Genomic DNA, 16924 nt, shown 5'->3' on the forward strand with positions numbered 1-16924 from the left:
AGCTCCAGCGAAGTGGATCACTCCATCGTGTCGAGGATGTCGACAAGGTCCTCAAAGGTCGTGAGCGGGTTGACGATGGCGAACCTGGCATTGGGTCGCCCCTGGTGCGAGCTGGGTACGACGAAGGCTCGCTGATCTTCGAGCAGCCGATCCGACCACTGCTGGTAGTCCTCACGGGTCCAACCATCACGTTCGAAGACGACGACCGAGAGCTCGGGTTCACGCACCAGTCTGAGGGTCGGCCGCTTTTTGATCTCAGTTCCGATCTGCATCGCAAGTTCGATCGAATGACCGATGGCTTCACGGTAGGTCTCGGCGCCGTAGCTGGCCAACGAATACCACAGCGGCAACCCACGAGGCCGCCTGGTGAGCTGGATGGCATAGTCAGAGGGACTCCACTGATCAGCCTCGGTCAGAGTGTCGAGATACTCGGCCCGCTGAGTGTGCGCTCGCCGCCCCAAGGTGGGATCGCGGTAGATGAGTGCGCAGGCGTCGAAGGGAGCGAAGAGCCACTTGTGCGGATCGACGATGACGGAATCGGCTGCCTCGACTCCGGCGAACTTGTGCCGGGCTAGAGGTGAGAGCATCGCCGCCAGCCCATAGGCGCCGTCGATGTGGAGCCAGAAGTCGAAGTCGTCCTTGAGCGCTGCGATTCCGGCGATGTCATCTATAGTGCCGAAGTTCGTCGTCCCCGAAGTTGCGACGACGGCAATGACGGCCTCCCCGTGTTCTTTGAGGGCGGCGCGGACGCCCTCTGGACGCAGGATTCCGTCCTCACCGGTAGGAACGGGAGCCACATCGACGTCCATCACAGCTGCCGCCGACGCGACGGAGGAGTGCGCTTCGGCACTGCACACGATGACCCAGCGCCCTGGCAGCTCATCGCCGAGCGAAGCCTTGCGCGCATCACGCGCCGCGACGAGGGCCGACAGGTTGCCGATCGTACCGCCTTGGACGAAGACGCCGCCGGCTGTCGTCGGCAACCCGAATTCGCCGGCCAGCCACGACAGAACTTCGTTCTCGGCGTGGACGACGCCTGCGCCTTCGAGCCACGAGCCTCCGTAGAGCGCGCTGGCGGAGACCACCAGGTCGAACGCCACAGCAGCCTTCGTCGGCGCACTCGGAATGAAGGACAGGTACTTCGGATGGTCCGTCGTAATGCAGGCGGGAGCGAAGATGTGCTCGAAGATCGCGAGTGCACGAGAAGACCCGACGCCATCCTCGGTGATGGTCGGCCCGGCCAGACGCTTGAGCTCAGTCTCGGTCGTCGGGTGATCGAGCGGAGTATCGACGGCCAAGGTGCGCCGGCGAGAATAGTCGAGGACGAGGTTAACGAGGTTCCGAGTCTCATCAGATACGACGTGCATACGCGAATGGAGATTGTCGTTCATGGGCCCCTCCAGGGGTAGGAATGGTGTCAGCAGGCGAGCATTTCGTTCCTTCGAGAATATCCGCTCCCCTCCGGTGATGAGGGACTCCCGCTCACGTAAATGCCTCCACAAGGCCGAATCTTCAATCGCAAGTCCTGATTGCATCTCAGTATTGCTTGCGCTTTGCGCATGTAAAAGATAGATTGGCCGCTATGAAGGATCGCAGCGATACCGATGCCAGCGACACCGGAAGCACCGCCGCCGATGCCACAGCACGGCGAGCCAAAGAGGCACTGCGCACCAGCGAACTGTCCCAGCGGCATGTAGCCGCGAGCATCGGAATCGATGAGACCAAGCTGTCGAAGTCCCTGTCGGGTCGGCGCCGATTCGCCACCGAGGAACTTCTCGGCCTGGCCACTGCGACCGGTGTGACGGTCAGATGGCTGCTCGGCGACGAGTCCCAGGTCTCAGCGACTCCGCTGCACTTCCAACCCAGTCACGATCGGGCCTCAGCCCCACTCCCGGATTCTTCTCCGCGCAGGCTCATCGTCGAAACCGCCTGGGATCTGTTCGCCAGCGCCGGCTACGAGACCGTGCGAATCGCGGACATCGCAGAGGCCGCAGGGGTCTCGAACGCGAGCATCCACTACTACTTCGATGGCAAGTCCGATCTCTTCGACGCAGCCCTGGAATATTCTGTGAAACTCGCCTTCGATCGGCAGACTGCCTGGCTCGACGAGATCCCCAACCCACGTCGACGACTCGAGCGTCTGCTCGAACTCCAGTCACCGATTGGCCGCACCACCCGCAGCGAGTGGTCGATCTGGCTCCAGACCTGGGCCAGGCTCGGTCTCGAGGAGGCCCATACCTCTGACTACCCGGCCCATTACGAACGCTGGTCGCACACGGTGCGCTCCACCATTGAAGCCGGTCAGTCCTCTGGTCACTTCTTACCCGGTGACAGCGAGGCCATGGCCGATGAACTCACCTCGCTGCTCGACGGCCTCGGAGTCAAGGTCCTCACGGGAATCATGGATGTCGCGACGTTCCGGCGCCGACTCTCCACCTACCTCAAACGCGCAATCATCAACCCCAACCCTGATGAGGAGTCATCATGAATCGCAAGGTCATTCTCACCTGTGCCGTCACCGGCGCCGGCGATACGGCGAACAAGAGCGAGCACGTCCCCGTCACCCCGCAGGAGATCGCCGATGACGCGATCGCCGCGGCTCGTGCCGGCGCATCGGTCGTGCACATCCACGTTCGCGATCTCGACACCAAACAGGGGTCTCGCGAGGTCGCCCACTACAGAGAGGTCGTGCGCCTCATTCGCGCCTCCGACGTCGATCCGGTCATCAACCTGACTGCAGGAATGGGAGGAGATCTCGTCGTCGATCCTCAGGACCCGACCACTCATATGCCGGGCACGGACCTGGTCAATGCCCTCGATCGCCTCCCCCACGTCGAAGAGCTGCTGCCCGAGATCTGCACACTCGACTGCGGTTCCCTGAACTTCGGCGACGGCTCGAACATCTATGTCTCCACCCCTGACATGCTGCGTGAGGGCTCGAAGAAGATTCAGACCCTCGGCGTTCGACCCGAGCTCGAGATCTTCGACACCGGGAACCTCTGGTTCGCCAATGTACTCGTCGAAGAGGGACTCATTGATCCCCCACCGCTTTACCAACTGTGTATGGGGGTCCCCTACGGCGCACCGGTCGATGCCGGGTTGCTGACTGCGATGGTGAACATGTTGCCCGCGGGTGCACAGTTCACCTCCTTCGCCATCGGCCGCAATCAGCTGCCCTGGGTTGCTCAGTCCATTCTCGCCGGAGGCCATGCCCGGGTCGGGCTCGAGGACAACCTTTACCTGGCTAAAGGGGTCAAGGCCACCAACGCCTCGTTGACCGAACGTGCCGTCGACATCATTGAGAACCTCGGTGCCGAGGTGGCCACGCCTGACGAGGCCCGTCAGATCCTCGACCTGCGAGTGCAGACACCGATCGTGACGGGAGCCGACCTGTGAGCGCGACTGACACTGCTGCCTCCTATCCCGAATTCGAGTCGATCACCACGGTCACCTGCATCGGAGCCGGCACCATCGGCGGCGGCTGGGCCGCATACTTCCTGGCCCAGGGCTTCACCGTCAGGGTCTGGGATCCCGCACCGGATGCCGCCGAGAAGCTGAGTCGGCTCATCGACGCAGCCTGGCCCGCGCTGGCCGAACTCGACATGGTCACCGGAGCGGACAGAAACGCGTGGACTGTGCACACGGACCTCGGCGAGGCTGTGGCGGGCACCGGTTTCGTCCAGGAGTCCGCCCCCGAGGACCTTGACCTCAAACGCAAACTCCTGGCCAGCATTGATGCCGTCTGTGATGAACATGTGGTCATCGGTTCCTCCACCTCGGGTTACAGCATGACCGAGATGGCAGTGGATGCCCGCCATCCCGAACGCCTCGTCGTCGGACATCCGTTCAACCCTCCCTATCTCATCCCCCTCGTCGAGGTCGTCGGTGGTGAGTCCACCGACGTCACAGCAATCGACTGGGCGGCCGAGTTCTATACACGCATCGGCAAGTCCGTCATCAGAATGGCCCATGAGGTCCCTGGGTTCATCGCCAACCGACTCCAAGAAGCGCAGTGGCGAGAGGCCCTGCACATGATCGACCAGGGTGAGGCGACGGTGGAACAGATCGACCGGTCGATCACCGACGGTCCCGGTCTGCGCTGGCCGTTCCAAGGACCGATGCTCACCTTCCATCTGGCCGGTGGCGAGGGCGGAATGGCCCATATGCTCGACCACTTCGGTCCCTCGCTGAAGTCCCCCTGGACCCGCCTCGAGGCTCCCGAACTCACCCAGAAGCTGCGGGACGACGTTGTGGCCGGCTGCGATATCGCCGCCGGAGAAAAGACGATTCCCGATCTCATCGCTACGCGAGACGCGGGCATCATCGCATTGCGCAGACTCACGGCCGGACTCGATGCGGGACAAGAATCGATACCACGAGTCACCTCGGCGGATGAGGGAGCGGGAGAACCGGGAAGCCTCGGAACTTATCGGACCCAGGTCATCTCTGACTGGATTGACTACAACGGCCACATGTCCGAAGCCTTCTACGTTTTGGTCTTCGGTTTCGCCACAGATCAGGTGATGGATCAGATCGGTCTCGATCGGGCACATCGCGAGGCACATTCCACCTCGCTGTACACCGTCGAATCACACATCCGCTACCTCGACGAGGTCAGCCTCGGCGCGCAGCTCGAAGTTACCCCCACTCTCGTATCAGCAGGGGGAAAGAAGCTGCACCTGGCCTATGAGATGCGAGTCGACGGACAGCTCGCCGCGACCGAAGAGATCATCGCTTTGCATGTGGACCAGACAACTGGGGTCACAGCACCGTTTCCCAACCAGGTGAGGGAACGCGTCGAGAGGATTCGAACCGGGTCCCCAGACTGGGTCGGTCGACAGCTGAAATGAGTTCAAACCGGCCCCAGTCCCCCACACAACAGGAATCCAGAAGTCAGGCACGTGCGGGGAAGCTATTCTGGTGACCATGAGCACACGTAAGAGCACACCGACGGCCATTGAGTTCTCCACACAGCTGGAAGTCATCAACGACAGGCCGATCCTGCGCCTGCCGGCCGATTCCAGCGCGAAGCTGCCCTCTCGCGGTCAGGTCGCCGCGAATGGGCAGATGGGCGGGGTCGATTTCACGACAGTGATAGAACCCGACGGCATGCGCGGGCATTGGATCAACGTCACCGACGAATTGTCGGTACAGCTGGACACGGACAATGCCGACAGCGTGGACGTGTCACTGACTCCGACGAAGGAGTGGCCGGAGACCTCGATTCCTGATGACTTCGGTGCGGCGCTTTCCGACTCACCCGAACTCACCGAGGTGTGGGCGGGGCTGACACCGATGGCGCGGTGGGAATGGGTGAGGTGGATCCAAGCGACTAAGAATGCCGACACCCGCGCCCGTCGCGTTGAGGTGGCGATCTCAAAGCTGGAATCCGGGAAACGTCGGCCCTGCTGCTTCGACCTGGCCTCATGCACCGACCCAGAACTGGCGAAGAGCGGGAAGCTCCTCGGCATCTCCTGATATCTGTGCCAATCAGTCACGTCCAGGTGCACCTGCAGGTGCACGTGACGGGTGCAGGCCCAGGTGCACAATCGTGGCAGTCGGGGTCAGCGCGGGGTCAGAGACTTCGGGCGTACAGTCAGCGTCATCACCGCACCGAGGATCGAGACCAGGGATGCGGCCGCGAAGAGAAGCCAGAACCCACCGACGAGAGCAACGAGTCCCGCCCCGAGCAGGGGTCCGACGAGTTGTCCCAGTGCGGCGGAATTGTTGACCATGCTCAGGTCGCGGGCATGGTCATCGGGATCGAGCAGCAGGTCGGTGGCGAAGGCCAGGCTCACGGCCATGTACGCACCGTAGCCGGTGCCCATGATGGCAGCAGCGATCGTGGTGGTGACGAATTCGGGGCTGATGAGGATGATGACTCCCGAACAGGCCTGCACCAGCGCCGAGGTGATCGTCCAGAATCGACGATTGCCCGAGCGGTCCGATATGGCGCCCAGCACGATGGACGCGATGACGACGAAGACCGTGTAGATGACGATCAGGACGAGCAGCTTGTCTTCGGCAGTGTCGGCCGGAACCCCGATTCCGTAGATGAGGAAGAAGAGGAGCAGCGAGGTTCCGAAGGCGTTGCCCACGTTGACGACGAACCTCGACACGAGCAGCCATTTGAAATTGTGGTCGAGCAGCGACGATATCCGAGCACGAGTGATTGGTTCACGACCGGCGTGCTGGGTGAGAATCCTCGGATGTTCGGGAGCCGGGTCGGGCAGCAGAATCGCAGTGGCGATTCCGACGGCGGTGATGATTCCGGCCAGTAGCGCATAGGAGGCACCGAGTCCGAGTCCCAAGAGCACGACCGCTCCGACTCCGACGACGATGCCGACGGCCTGGGCGGAGCTCGCCGCTGCCGATGCTGTTCCCCTCTGTGAGTCGAGCTGATCGGCGATGAGTGCGGTCAGCGCCGCTGAGGCGATGGCCACTGAAACGGAGACGACGATCCAGGCAGCACCGACGAACAGTGGTCCATGTGCCCATCCGGTGAGCAGGAGGCCGATTGCGGCTCCCACCGATCCGCCGATGGCCCAAGGGCGACGGCGGCCCCACCGTGAGCGAGTGCGGTCTGAGAGGCTCCCGGCGATCGGGGCGGCGATGATACCGGCGAGTCCACCTGCTGAGAGGACGACTCCGGACCAGACGACTCCGTGCAGCCAGTGTCCGCTTTGGGTGTCGAGCTGCAATGGCAGAAGCAGCTGGATGGGAGTCAGCTGGATCGTCCAGATGGCCAGCCAGGCGAGGGTGAACCACACCATCCAGAGGGGCCCGACCTTCTTACTCGGCCACTGACCGGATCCCGGCTGGATTGCGCTCATGCCCGAACCGCGGCGATGAGATTCCGATACCACTCATACGACGACTTAGGTGTTCGCTGACCGGTCGTCATATTCACATGCACCAAACCGAAGCGCTGGGTGTATCCGTCCGCCCATTCGAAGTTGTCCAGCAGTGACCACACCGTGTACCCGGCGATGGGGACACCGGCCGCGATTGCCTCAGTGAGCGCCAGAAGGTGATCATGCAGGTAGGCGATGCGCTCGTCATCGCGAATCGGTTCGGTGCATTCTTCGGGTTCGGGAAAGGACGCGCCGTTTTCAGAGATCACGATGGGAGGCAGGGACGAGCCGTAGCGAGTGCGCATATCGATGAGGAAGTCTCGGAGTGTGTCGGGTCGGATCGGCCAGAGTGGTCCGAACCCGGTGGTCGCGGCACCCGGTGTGGGCACCATGTCGAAGGGCAACGGCCCTTCGTCGACACTGCGCACCGTGGTCGGGTTGTAGTAGTTGAACCCATAGACGTCGCAGGGTGTTGAGATCAGTTCCATGTCTCCGTCGCGGATCGGCATCTGGACTCCGAGTGCCTCGAGGTCCGGATACTCTCCGAGGAGCAGTGGGTCGGCGAAGAAACGATTGAAGATGAGGTCGAGAGTCGTCGCAGCGCGGTGATCGGCGTCCTCATCAGTCTCGGGGAGGATGAGGCTGTGATTGATTGCCGGTGCCACCTGCTGGGCTCCGTGTTCACGCAGGATCGTCGCTGCGGTGCCATGGGCCAGGAGTTGGTGATGGACCGTGGGCAGCGCGTCGAAGAGCATGGTGTGTCCTGGTGCCAGCTCCCCGAGCGCGTACCCCTGCAATGAGGTCGAGGCGGGTTCGTTGATGGTGTACCAATGGCGGACTCGATCGCCGAGGCGGTTCGCCACGGCTTCGACATATTCGCCGAAGCGATGAACAGTGTCCCTGTTCAGCCAGCCGCCCGCTACCTCGAGTTCGGTGGGAAGGTCCCAATGGTAGAGAGTGGGTTCCGGTGTGACCCCGGCAGCCAGAAGTTCGTCCACGACGCGGTCGTAATAGTCCAGGCCCGCTGCGTTGGGCTTCGTGCTTCGCTGCCCGTCTGGGATGATGCGGACCCACGAGATCGAGAATCGGTAGCGGTCGGCGCCGAGACCGGCCAGCAACGCTGCATCTTCGGCACTGCGGTGATAACTGTCGGGGCCGGGATCGGCGGCGCTGGAGTCGAGGACATTGCCGGGAACGTCGACGAAGTCGTCCCAGATGGATCGCCCACGGCCATCCAGTGTCCGTGCGCCCTCGATCTGGAAGGCAGCAGTGGCCGTTGAGAAGCGCAGACCATTCAATGCCTGCAATGCCTGAGGCGCAAACTCCGGTGTCCCTGCCATTCTCAGAATATGTCATGGAAGAAGTCCTGCCGCAAGGCCGTGGTCAGGGTGAATACTGAGTTCACTCAGCTCTCAGTCCGAGATGCCGATCTCAGTGTGAGGCGTTGGCCCGATCCTGCGCGATGTTCCATGACATCCAGACAAGGGGGACCTGCAGCGGCAGACGGGCGAGGGCGATCGCACGTCCACGAGGGTTGTGCCAGTGCTTCTTCACCGTATAGATGTTGGCAGGATAGACCGCGACCATGAGTGCAGCGGATGCTAGTCCGCCCAGCCTTCGAGTGGGTGGCAGTGCCAGGAGAGTCGCACATCCGAGTTCGGCGACACCGCTGGCATAGGTGATGAAGCGGGGATCGCCGAGGCGAGGCGGAACGATCGACTCGAAGGTCTCGGGTCGCAGGAAGTGTGTGATTCCGGCAAGTCCGAGAATGCCGGTCATGGTCTCTGTCTGCAGCTTCAACTTGTGATCACCTCTGCACGTCTGTGCGACAAATCTGTGGAGCTTAGGGGAATCGAACCCCTGACCTTTTCATTGCGAACGAAACGCTCTACCAACTGAGCTAAAGCCCCTTCGTTCTTCACTTTACGCCGAAGGTCCCGCCGTGCACAAAACGGCATCCCACCGCCGAAGGTTCTCGTTCGGTTGACTCACCGCGACAGGCGGTACAGGGTGGAAGAAATCCCCTCGTGGAAGGACGAACAATGGCTCAGGAATTCGGAACAGTCATCATAGGCGCAGGAATCGGCGGCGGAACCGCGGTCGAGACTCTTCGCGACAGAGGCTACGCCGGGTCGATCGCACTCATCGGTGCCGATCCGGCCGCACCCTATTACCGCCCGGATCTGTCCAAGAAGGTCATGCTCGAAGAGTCTGACCCGGCAGAGTCGGCACTGCGCGGAGAAGACTGGTATCCCGCCCACGATGTGACGACGTTCTTCGGCAGTGCTGTCACGGAACTGGATGCGAAGAATCAGACCCTCGCTCTCGACAGCGGCGAAAGTCTCACCTACGGGCAGGTCATCCTGGCCACCGGTTCCACCCCGCGGACCCTGGACGTGCCGGGTGCCAAGCTGGGCAACATCCACACACTTCGCGATGCCGGCGATGCTGTGGCCATCCGCTCGCAGTTCAGCAAGGGCAACAAAGTCGTCATCATCGGCGGAGGCTGGGTCGGACTCGAAGTCGCGGCAGCAGCACAGAACGCCGGCTGTGAGATCACGGTCGTCCTGCGCTCGACTCCCCCACTGAGGTCGGCCCTCGGCGCGGAAATCGGTCGGTACTTCGAAGAGCTGCATCGGTCCAACGGCATCGAATTCGTCACCGAGGCCGAGACCACCGGCTTCTCAGGATCGAAGGCCGTCGAATCCGTCCAGACCAGTGCCGGTGTCCTGCCTGCCGACCTGGTCGTCGTGGGGATCGGCGCCGACCCCACTATTGAACTGGCCACGTCAGCAGGCTTAGACATCGATAACGGCGTCCTCGTCGATGAGCACATGCGCTCCAGCGATCCCAACATCTTCGCCATCGGCGATATCGCTGCAGCTCAGAACACACTGCTGAAGCAGCGTCTGCGCGTCGAACACTGGGACAACGCTGTTCGCCAGGCCGAGGTCGCAGCATCGACAATCACCGGCGGGGACAAGGAATACGACTGGCAGCCGTACTTCTACACCGACCAGTTCGACCTCGGCATGGAATACGTCGGCCATGGCACCAGTGACGACGACGTCGTCATCCGCGGCGACAAGTCCAGCGGTGAGTTCATTGTCTTCTGGACTCGCGGCGGCGCCGTCACAGCGGCTATGAACGTCAACATTTGGGATGTAGGCGACGAGCTTCGCGCACTCATCGGCAAGAGCGTATCCGCTGCACGCCTGCAGGACGAGTCGATCGAGCTCACAGAACTCTGAGTTCGAGTCCACCCTGTCATGGAGTCACTGTTCGCCGACGAGGCCTTCGACCGCCACCCCCGCGTCATCGCACCGGGGGCGGTCTGGTTGCCTGGTTTCCTCGACGACGCGGCACAAGCCTGGATCATCAGGCAGTACACGATATGGCAGTCCGGACCTGTGCCGGCACATGCGACATCGATCGCCGGGCACCCGATGAGTGTGAAGACAATCGGACTCGGCTGGCATTGGCAGCCGGGCCGCTATGATCGCCACGCCCGCGATGTCAATGGGGAGCGGGTGCTGTCATTCCCTGACTGGATGACTCGCCTGGGCCGCCAGGTCATCTCCCAGGCCGCCGAGGTGGTGGCTGAGGACGTTGGCTCCCCGAGTCAGGCTCCCGAGCTGTGGGGTCTGGTCCCCGAGGACTACCGCCCGGATGTCGCGCTCGTGAACTACTACGATGCGCAGGCGAAGATGGGCATGCACCAAGACAAGGACGAATTCGATCCTGCTCCGGTCGTGTCCTTGTCACTTGGTGACACGTGCATCTTCCGGTTCGGCAACACGCGCAACCGGAACAAACCCTTTGAGGACATTCGGCTGGCCTCCGGCGACGCCTTCGTCTTCGGCGGACCTGCCCGCTTCGCCTATCACGGGGTGACATCGATCCGGGTGGCCACCGCACCCGAGTGCGGTCGTCTGGATCACCTCGGCGGGGGCAGGATCAACATCACGATGCGCACCACAGGCAAGGACTAAGCGGACGACTCCAGCGAGTCCGGGTCCTCATCGACGACTCCCTCAGGTGGGCGGGCTAAACGATTCGGCGCGGTCTTGCGAAAGACAGGCTGCCCTGAGAGAACACTGGCACGCGACAGAGTGTTGCTGGCCACCGACGACACGATGATCAGACACAGCACAGCAACAGCGGCCATGAGCAGGGAACTCCAGCTGAAGCCCTCAGTGTGGATGTCGTAGACGTAGACCGCTGCCACGATCAGAGGCATGCCCAACCCTGTGGCCGGTGAGAACACGTTGATTCGGGACAGTGCGTCGCGGACTCGGAACATCGCAAGCGCGGAGAACAGCATGAGGAGGGATCCGGTGATCCCGAAGACACCGACAAGGGTGGTCGCTACAGCATCGCTCATCAACGCAGCCCCCTTGTCAGGATTCGTGACAGGGCGACGGTGGCCAGAATGCCGACCATCGATGAGAGGAAGATTGCGTCGAGGACGATCGACGAGGATACGAGGATGCCGAACATCGTGAGCATGCCGATGGCGGAGAAGTACATGAGGTCGCTGACGATTGCTCGCGAGCCCAGGTCCTTGGCGGTGAGAACCCGGACGAGACCGAGGATGACGGCCGCGGCGAGGATGACGATGCAGATGCTGACGACAATGGTCATGGGCGTTCTTCCTCCTGTTCGACTTCGACGAGGGGTGCCGCCGGTGACGATGGCGCCCGCCCCCTGGTCATGGCAAGCAGTCGTGACTCCATGTCGTAGAGGCCCTCCAAGGCGCCCTCTTCCGAATCTTCGAAGAGGGCATGGACGAAGAGCACCGGCGGCTGCGTGGAGGTGCCGGCGGCGATGGCGGCAACCAGGGTTCCGGGGGTGATGGTGATCGATGAGGCGAATAGCGTCACCTCGAGGTCGGTCACGCACCGCAGCGGTACCTCGACGATCATCGGATGCGCGTATTGGCCGGGACGGAGGAGTCGGGTGACGATCGTCAGCGACCCGGTCACGATTGCCCAGCCGATATAGGCCAGATAGGTGATGCCGTGGATAACGCGCATCATGGCGTCGTCACCGCCTCGATGTAGGCGCTGTGGTCAAGAAGTCCGGCCGCGGCACGGGAGGTGATCTCGAGCAGCGGTTCGGGGTAGGCGAAGATGGCCACAGACAATGCGATCATGATCGTCCCCGGCACCAGCAGTCGGGTGGGAATCCGAACGCTTCTCAAGATGGGTTCGGCCGGGGCGCGGCCGGTGTCGGCGGAATCGGGGCGGTAGGTCTGCATCGGTGGTCCCCAGAAAGTGTTGCGCCACAGCCGCTGGAGCGCCAGCAGACTGATGAGAGCGCCGACGACGATCGCGCCGACCAGCCACCACCCCAGGCTGTCCCCGCTGCCGATTGCTGCGGTGATCAGTCCGACCTTGCCCCACAGCCCCGAGGTCGGCGGGAGACCGATGAGTGAGAAGAGACCCAGGATCATCAGGATCGTGGCCCATCGTTCCCGGCTGGCCAGTCCGGTCAGCTTTCGGAATGAGCCGCTGCCATAGGTCTGCTCGACTGCTCCCATGATGAGGAGGAGACCTGACATCGTGATCATGTGGTGGACCATGTAGAAGGCGCCGGCGCCCAGCGCCGTCGAGGTCAGAAGGACCACACCGAGGAGGATGTGCCCGACCCCACTCGTCATCTGGAAGGCAAGGACGTTGCGGACCCTGTTCTGCCCGAATCCGGACAATGAGCCGATGAGGATGCTGGCTATTGCGATGACGACGATGACGTTGACCCAAGCGGCCGGTTCACCATAGACGGTGGTGTAGACGCGGTAGATCGCGTAGAGAGCGACCTTCGAGTGCAGTCCCGAGAACAGGGACATCATTCCCGCCGAGGTGTTCGGGTAGCTGCGCACGAGCCAGCCGTGGAATGGTGCCCCGCCGGCCTTGATGATCAGGGCGAAGAGCACAACACCGATGGCCAATGCTCCCTGCCCGGTCGGAGCCCCCATCTGGGCGAGGATCGCAATGTTGACGGTGCCGTTGGCGCCGTAGACGAAACCGACTCCGATGAGCAGGATCGTCGAGGTGAGCAGGTTGACCATCACGTACATGCGACCCACGCCGAGGCGGCGCCAGGTTCCGGTCACCGCGATGAGTGCGTAGGCCGGCAGCACCATGACTTCGATGAAGACGAAGAAGTTGAACAGGTCCCCGGTCAGCAGCGCACCGTAGACACCGGTGAGCATCATCAGGATCAGGGCGGGAACGAAACGGTACTGGTCCTCACCGGTGGCGATGAGGAAGATGCAGCTGGCGATGGCGACAACGGAGGTCAGGACCAGCATCAGCGCGGTGAAGGTGTCGGAGACGAAGGGGATCGCCAGGCCAGGAACGTAGCCGCCGACGGAATGGGCCAGCACCGGTTGGCGTTGGTGGACGAAGAGCAGAACGATGCCGGAGATGCCGACGAAGCTCGGGGCAGCCAACAGCACGATGCGGTCGAATGTGCGCGAAGTGATGAGTACGCTCAGCGCCGAGAACAGGAGCGGGATGCCGATGAGCAGAAGCAGGAAGGCTGAGTTCATGATTCTCGACCCTCCCCTGTCTCCGGGGCCCGTTTCTGATCGTCGTCATGGCCGAGCACAGCCAGAGCAAGCATGAAGATCGTCACCGCCAAGGTGATGACGATGGCGGTGAGGACAAAGGCCTGCGGCAGCGGGTCAGCGGCAAGGCTCTGATCACCTCGATCGCTCAGCGGTTCGACTCGCCAGGCCCCGACTCCTGCGGAGAGCAGGATGAAGTTCGCGGCGTGGGAGACGAGCGTGAGTCCGAAGACTCCTCTGACCATCGACCGCTGCATCATCAGATACACGCCGCCTGCGGTGAGTACACCGATGGTGATGGCTAGGACCATTTCGCAGCCTCCTGCTCATCTGTCGGCGACTGCTCCGCTGTTTCGCCGCTTGACCTCTCGACGGGAGCATCGCCGTGGAGGATATGAGTCGATGATGCTCTTACCTTGGCATCCGGGTCGGCGTCCTTCGACCGTCGGTCCCGAGAAGGTCGCTCCCCTCTGATCGAGTCCAACGGTCCGCTGAGCTCACCGTAGAGCAGCTCATCGGCACGTTCGCGAGTGCGTTCGACATCGCGGCGGATGATGCCGTTGGTCAGCACGTCGTCACCGGCTGGCGTGGCCGCAGAGTCGGAGACTCCGAGGAGGTTGAACGAGGCCAGGATGAGGCCGAGGACCGCGAGGTAGACACCGAGGTCGAAGAGCATCGAGGTGGTGAAGTGTTGGCCCAGGAACTCCGCGTGCAGTGGTTCGAGGAACGAACCGACAGCGATGAGGCCGATGAGTCCGGTCACGACTGCGGTGGCCACGCCGGAGCCGATGAGGTAGAGCGGGGCACGTGGCGGGCCGATGGCTCTGTCCTTGGCCGTGGACATGTAGAGCAGGCCGATGACCGCGGATCCGATGAGTGCGGCTATGAAGCCGCCACCGGGTTCGTTGTGACCGCGCCAGAAGACCACCAGAGAGGTGATCGCCAGCAGGGGGCCGAGCACTCTGATCGTCAGCTGCTGGGGAATCACATTCGGCCAGGCCTCGTGGACCGCGCGATAGGCCGTCGTGCCGCGGGGGCGGATCGAGATCCACGCCTGCCGAGGTGGTTCGGGGATGTTCTCGGCCGGAGGGTCGATGAACTTGTCCTTGACCGTCGACATCACCGCGACGATCGCGATGCCGGCCATGCCCAGCACGGTGAGCTCCCCCAGCGTGTCCAGAGCACGGAACTCCACGAGGATCGTGTTGACGATATTGTGCCCGCCGCTGATGTCCGGGGCGTTGTCGATGTAGTAGAGACCGAGGTCGGATCGTTCTCGACGCCCGTTGAGAGCCAGCGTCAGCACGGTCGCGGCCAGACCGACGACGAGGGCGAAGATCACGCGGGTGGCCTGCAGACGCTTCGGGTATCGCCAGAAGGAACGTGGAAGCTTCTGCAGCACCAGCATGATGACGATGATCGTCATCGCCTCAACGAGCAGCTGGGTGAGGGTGACGTCCGGGGCACCGAGAGCCAAGATCTGAACCGTGGCGAGGATGCCGACTCCCGACAGTGCGACAACTGTGGTCAGACGCGAGTGGGAGGTGCAGACGACGAGCACGGCGATGGTGATGAGGACGAGGAGGACGATGTCGATGGGTCGCCACAGACCATCCTGCAGCGGTGGCAGATCCGGGTAGATGATCGGCACAGCAGAGAATGCGAGCACGGCGAGACCGCCCAGCGACATTGCCAGGTAGGGACCGGAATTCATCGGCTTGGCGAAGATGCTCAGTCCACGACCCGCTCGGCGCAGGACCCAAGTGAGGCCGCTCATGACATCAGCGCCGTCGAATCCGAGGGCGGCTCGGTGGAAGAAGACGAAGACGCGGGAGCGGTTGAAGATGATGATCACGCCGGCCGCGATGATCAGCGCAGAGGCGATGAGTTCTGCGTTGACCCCATGCCACAGTGCCAAGTCTGTAGGCCCCGTTGACTCGAACAGGGAAGCACGAACAGCCTGGCTGATGGGGTTGTCGAAGACGAACAGGGCGAAGCTCAGCGGAATAGACGCGAAAATCGGCACAGCAGCGGAGACGAGCATGACGGGCGAGCCGTGTCCCAGGCGGGCCCGGTCCACGCGCTTTCCATCGATGAAGGCACCCCACACGGTCTTCGCACAGTAGGCGAAGGTCAGCACCGAAGCACCCACGGCCACCAGCAGTGCCGCCCAGCTGGTCCAGGCCGAACCCGGAGTATCGCCGAATGCGGTGAAGAGCGCCTCCTTCGACACGAAGCCGAGCAGCGGAGGTATTCCCGCCATCGAGGCGCAGCCGACGATCATGACGACGAAAGAGACCGGTGCCGCGCGCATCAGTCGTGGGATTCTGGTCAATTCGCGGGTTCCCGTGAGGTGGTCGACGACGCCGACCATCATGAACAGACCGGATTTGAACAGGGCGTGAGCGATGACGTGCAGGATCGCCGCGGCGATCGCTGCCTCGGAGCCGATGCCGATCACCGCGGTGATCAGCCCCAGCTGCGACACCGTGGAATAGGCCATCAGCTTCTTGACGTCGTACTGGTTGAGGGCGAACCAGCCGCCGATGCAGGCGGTGATGAGACCGGCGACGATGAGCAGAGTGTTCCAAGCAGGAGTGGCGTGGAAGGCCGGCGTGAACCGCAGCAGCAAGAAGATGCCGGCCTTCACCACGGCGGCAGCATGCAGATAGGCAGAAACCGGCGTGGCCGCGGCCATCGCGTCGGGCAGCCAGGAGTGGAAGGGGAACTGCGCCGATTTGGTCATCGCCGCAACCGCGATGAGGATGGCCACCAGCGTCGTCACCGGTGCCTGTCCCGACCAGACCGGTGAACTCAGCGCCTCGTTGATGTTCGTGGTCCCGGTGACCGCGATGATGGTTCCGGTGGCCACAAGCAGGGAGAGTCCGCCGATGAAGGTGATGAACATGGTCCGCAGCGACGGACCCTGACCGGGCGAACCTGACCGGGCGATGAGGAAGAAAGATGCCAGGGACGTCAGCTCCCAGCAGACGAACAGCACCAGGAGGTCGTTGCTGAGGACGAGCATCACCATGGAGAAGGTGAAGATCACCATCAGCCAGTAGAAACTCGTGTTTCGCCCCGGGGACAGGTAGGCGGTCGAATAGACGAAGACGATCGCGCCGATGATCAGGGCGATAAAGGTGAAGATGACCCCGATGCCATCGGCACGAAGCGCCAGATCGACCCCGAACGCGGGGATCCACTGGAAGGACACTTCCGGGGTGGACCCGGACATCACCTCGGCGGCGGTGGGGGTGAAAAGGGCGGCAATTGCGAGGTAGGCGACCGCCAGGAGCCATCCGCTGGCTCGGCCGAGCCAGCGAGTGATGATGGGTGTGACGATGATGAGCGCTGCGAGTGCGACAACGGTTAGGATCATGACCGAGGCCTCAGGGCCCCGAACGCGGGTGATGCTTCCTTCACTCACTGACCCTTCGTCACGATGAACGCAATCTCGGATGAACGCAGACTTACAAATGATCAGACTATCTACTCG

At 62.6% G+C, this 16924-nt stretch carries 16 protein-coding genes and 1 tRNA gene; 6 read left to right on the forward strand and 11 right to left on the reverse strand.

Annotation, left to right across the window (positions count from 1 at the left end):
* Window positions 1-17 precede the first annotated feature (17 nt).
* On the reverse strand, window positions 18-1391 hold the full coding sequence (locus INT40_RS12865) for a pyridoxal phosphate-dependent decarboxylase family protein (protein WP_193096194.1): 1374 nt from the start codon (window positions 1389-1391) through the stop codon (window positions 18-20).
* Between the two features lie 191 nt (window positions 1392-1582).
* Here INT40_RS12865 and INT40_RS12870 point away from each other — a divergent pair, with 191 nt between their 5' ends.
* The 4 genes from INT40_RS12870 to INT40_RS12885 all read left to right on the forward strand — a co-directional run bounded on the left by INT40_RS12870 (window position 1583) and on the right by INT40_RS12885 (window position 5478).
* Complete coding sequence (locus tag INT40_RS12870; protein WP_193072077.1) at window positions 1583-2488, forward strand: TetR family transcriptional regulator C-terminal domain-containing protein; 906 nt, start codon at window positions 1583-1585, stop codon at window positions 2486-2488.
* Window positions 2485-3396, forward strand: coding sequence for a 3-keto-5-aminohexanoate cleavage protein (locus INT40_RS12875; RefSeq protein WP_101574604.1), 912 nt, complete (start codon window positions 2485-2487; stop codon window positions 3394-3396). The genes INT40_RS12870 and INT40_RS12875 overlap by 4 nt, the downstream gene beginning before the upstream one ends.
* Window positions 3393-4850 (forward strand): 3-hydroxyacyl-CoA dehydrogenase NAD-binding domain-containing protein, encoded by a 1458-nt coding sequence (locus tag INT40_RS21225; protein WP_193072075.1) that lies wholly within the window; start codon window positions 3393-3395, stop codon window positions 4848-4850. The genes INT40_RS12875 and INT40_RS21225 overlap by 4 nt, the downstream gene beginning before the upstream one ends.
* A 76-nt stretch (window positions 4851-4926) precedes the next feature.
* Window positions 4927-5478: a YdeI/OmpD-associated family protein gene (locus tag INT40_RS12885; protein WP_193072073.1), complete on the forward strand. Its 552-nt coding sequence runs from the start codon at window positions 4927-4929 to the stop codon at window positions 5476-5478.
* A gap of 86 nt (window positions 5479-5564) precedes the next feature.
* Here the strand turns inward: INT40_RS12885 and INT40_RS12890 are convergent, their stop codons facing one another.
* The 4 genes from INT40_RS12890 to INT40_RS12905 all read right to left on the reverse strand — a co-directional run bounded on the left by INT40_RS12890 (window position 5565) and on the right by INT40_RS12905 (window position 8764).
* Window positions 5565-6833 (reverse strand): MFS transporter, encoded by a 1269-nt coding sequence (locus INT40_RS12890; RefSeq protein ID WP_226831278.1) that lies wholly within the window; start codon window positions 6831-6833, stop codon window positions 5565-5567.
* On the reverse strand, window positions 6830-8194 hold the full coding sequence (locus INT40_RS12895) for a glycoside hydrolase family 1 protein (protein WP_193096195.1): 1365 nt from the start codon (window positions 8192-8194) through the stop codon (window positions 6830-6832). The genes INT40_RS12890 and INT40_RS12895 overlap by 4 nt, the downstream gene beginning before the upstream one ends.
* A 91-nt stretch (window positions 8195-8285) precedes the next feature.
* Window positions 8286-8633 (reverse strand): hypothetical protein, encoded by a 348-nt coding sequence (locus INT40_RS12900; protein WP_193096196.1) that lies wholly within the window; start codon window positions 8631-8633, stop codon window positions 8286-8288.
* A 58-nt stretch (window positions 8634-8691) separates the two neighbouring features.
* Window positions 8692-8764, reverse strand: a tRNA-Ala gene (locus INT40_RS12905).
* A 132-nt stretch (window positions 8765-8896) separates the two neighbouring features.
* Here INT40_RS12905 and INT40_RS12910 point away from each other — a divergent pair.
* Together INT40_RS12910 and INT40_RS12915 are read left to right on the forward strand one after the other, a co-directional pair.
* Window positions 8897-10105 (forward strand): NAD(P)/FAD-dependent oxidoreductase, encoded by a 1209-nt coding sequence (locus INT40_RS12910; protein WP_193096197.1) that lies wholly within the window; start codon window positions 8897-8899, stop codon window positions 10103-10105.
* A gap of 18 nt (window positions 10106-10123) precedes the next feature.
* Entirely contained in the window at window positions 10124-10846 is a 723-nt protein-coding gene (locus INT40_RS12915) for an alpha-ketoglutarate-dependent dioxygenase AlkB (RefSeq protein WP_193096198.1), read from the forward strand.
* Here the strand turns inward: INT40_RS12915 and INT40_RS12920 are convergent.
* The 6 genes from INT40_RS12920 to INT40_RS12945 are packed head-to-tail and all read right to left on the reverse strand — an operon-like array spanning window position 10843 to window position 16807.
* Window positions 10843-11238 carry a cation:proton antiporter gene (locus tag INT40_RS12920; RefSeq protein WP_101574721.1) on the reverse strand — a complete coding sequence of 132 codons (396 nt, stop codon included), beginning with the start codon at window positions 11236-11238 and terminating at the stop codon, window positions 10843-10845. The two genes, INT40_RS12915 and INT40_RS12920, sit on opposite strands and share 4 nt — an antisense overlap.
* Entirely contained in the window at window positions 11238-11498 is a 261-nt protein-coding gene (locus INT40_RS12925; RefSeq protein WP_193096199.1) for a monovalent cation/H+ antiporter complex subunit F, read from the reverse strand. Before INT40_RS12925 ends, INT40_RS12920 begins: the two co-directional genes overlap by 1 nt.
* Entirely contained in the window at window positions 11495-11893 is a 399-nt protein-coding gene (locus INT40_RS12930) for a Na+/H+ antiporter subunit E (protein ID WP_319021988.1), read from the reverse strand. The genes INT40_RS12925 and INT40_RS12930 overlap by 4 nt, the downstream gene beginning before the upstream one ends.
* Window positions 11890-13407, reverse strand: a complete 1518-nt coding sequence (locus INT40_RS12935; RefSeq protein ID WP_193096200.1) for a monovalent cation/H+ antiporter subunit D family protein — start codon at window positions 13405-13407, stop codon at window positions 11890-11892. Before INT40_RS12935 ends, INT40_RS12930 begins: the two co-directional genes overlap by 4 nt.
* Window positions 13404-13736 (reverse strand): sodium:proton antiporter, encoded by a 333-nt coding sequence (locus INT40_RS12940; protein WP_101574724.1) that lies wholly within the window; start codon window positions 13734-13736, stop codon window positions 13404-13406. The genes INT40_RS12935 and INT40_RS12940 overlap by 4 nt, the downstream gene beginning before the upstream one ends.
* Entirely contained in the window at window positions 13727-16807 is a 3081-nt protein-coding gene (locus INT40_RS12945; RefSeq protein WP_193096201.1) for a DUF4040 family protein, read from the reverse strand. Before INT40_RS12945 ends, INT40_RS12940 begins: the two co-directional genes overlap by 10 nt.
* Window positions 16808-16924 lie beyond the last annotated feature (117 nt).

This window comes from Brevibacterium sp. FME17 (assembly GCF_014897515.1).
Lineage (GTDB): Bacteria > Actinomycetota > Actinomycetes > Actinomycetales > Brevibacteriaceae > Brevibacterium.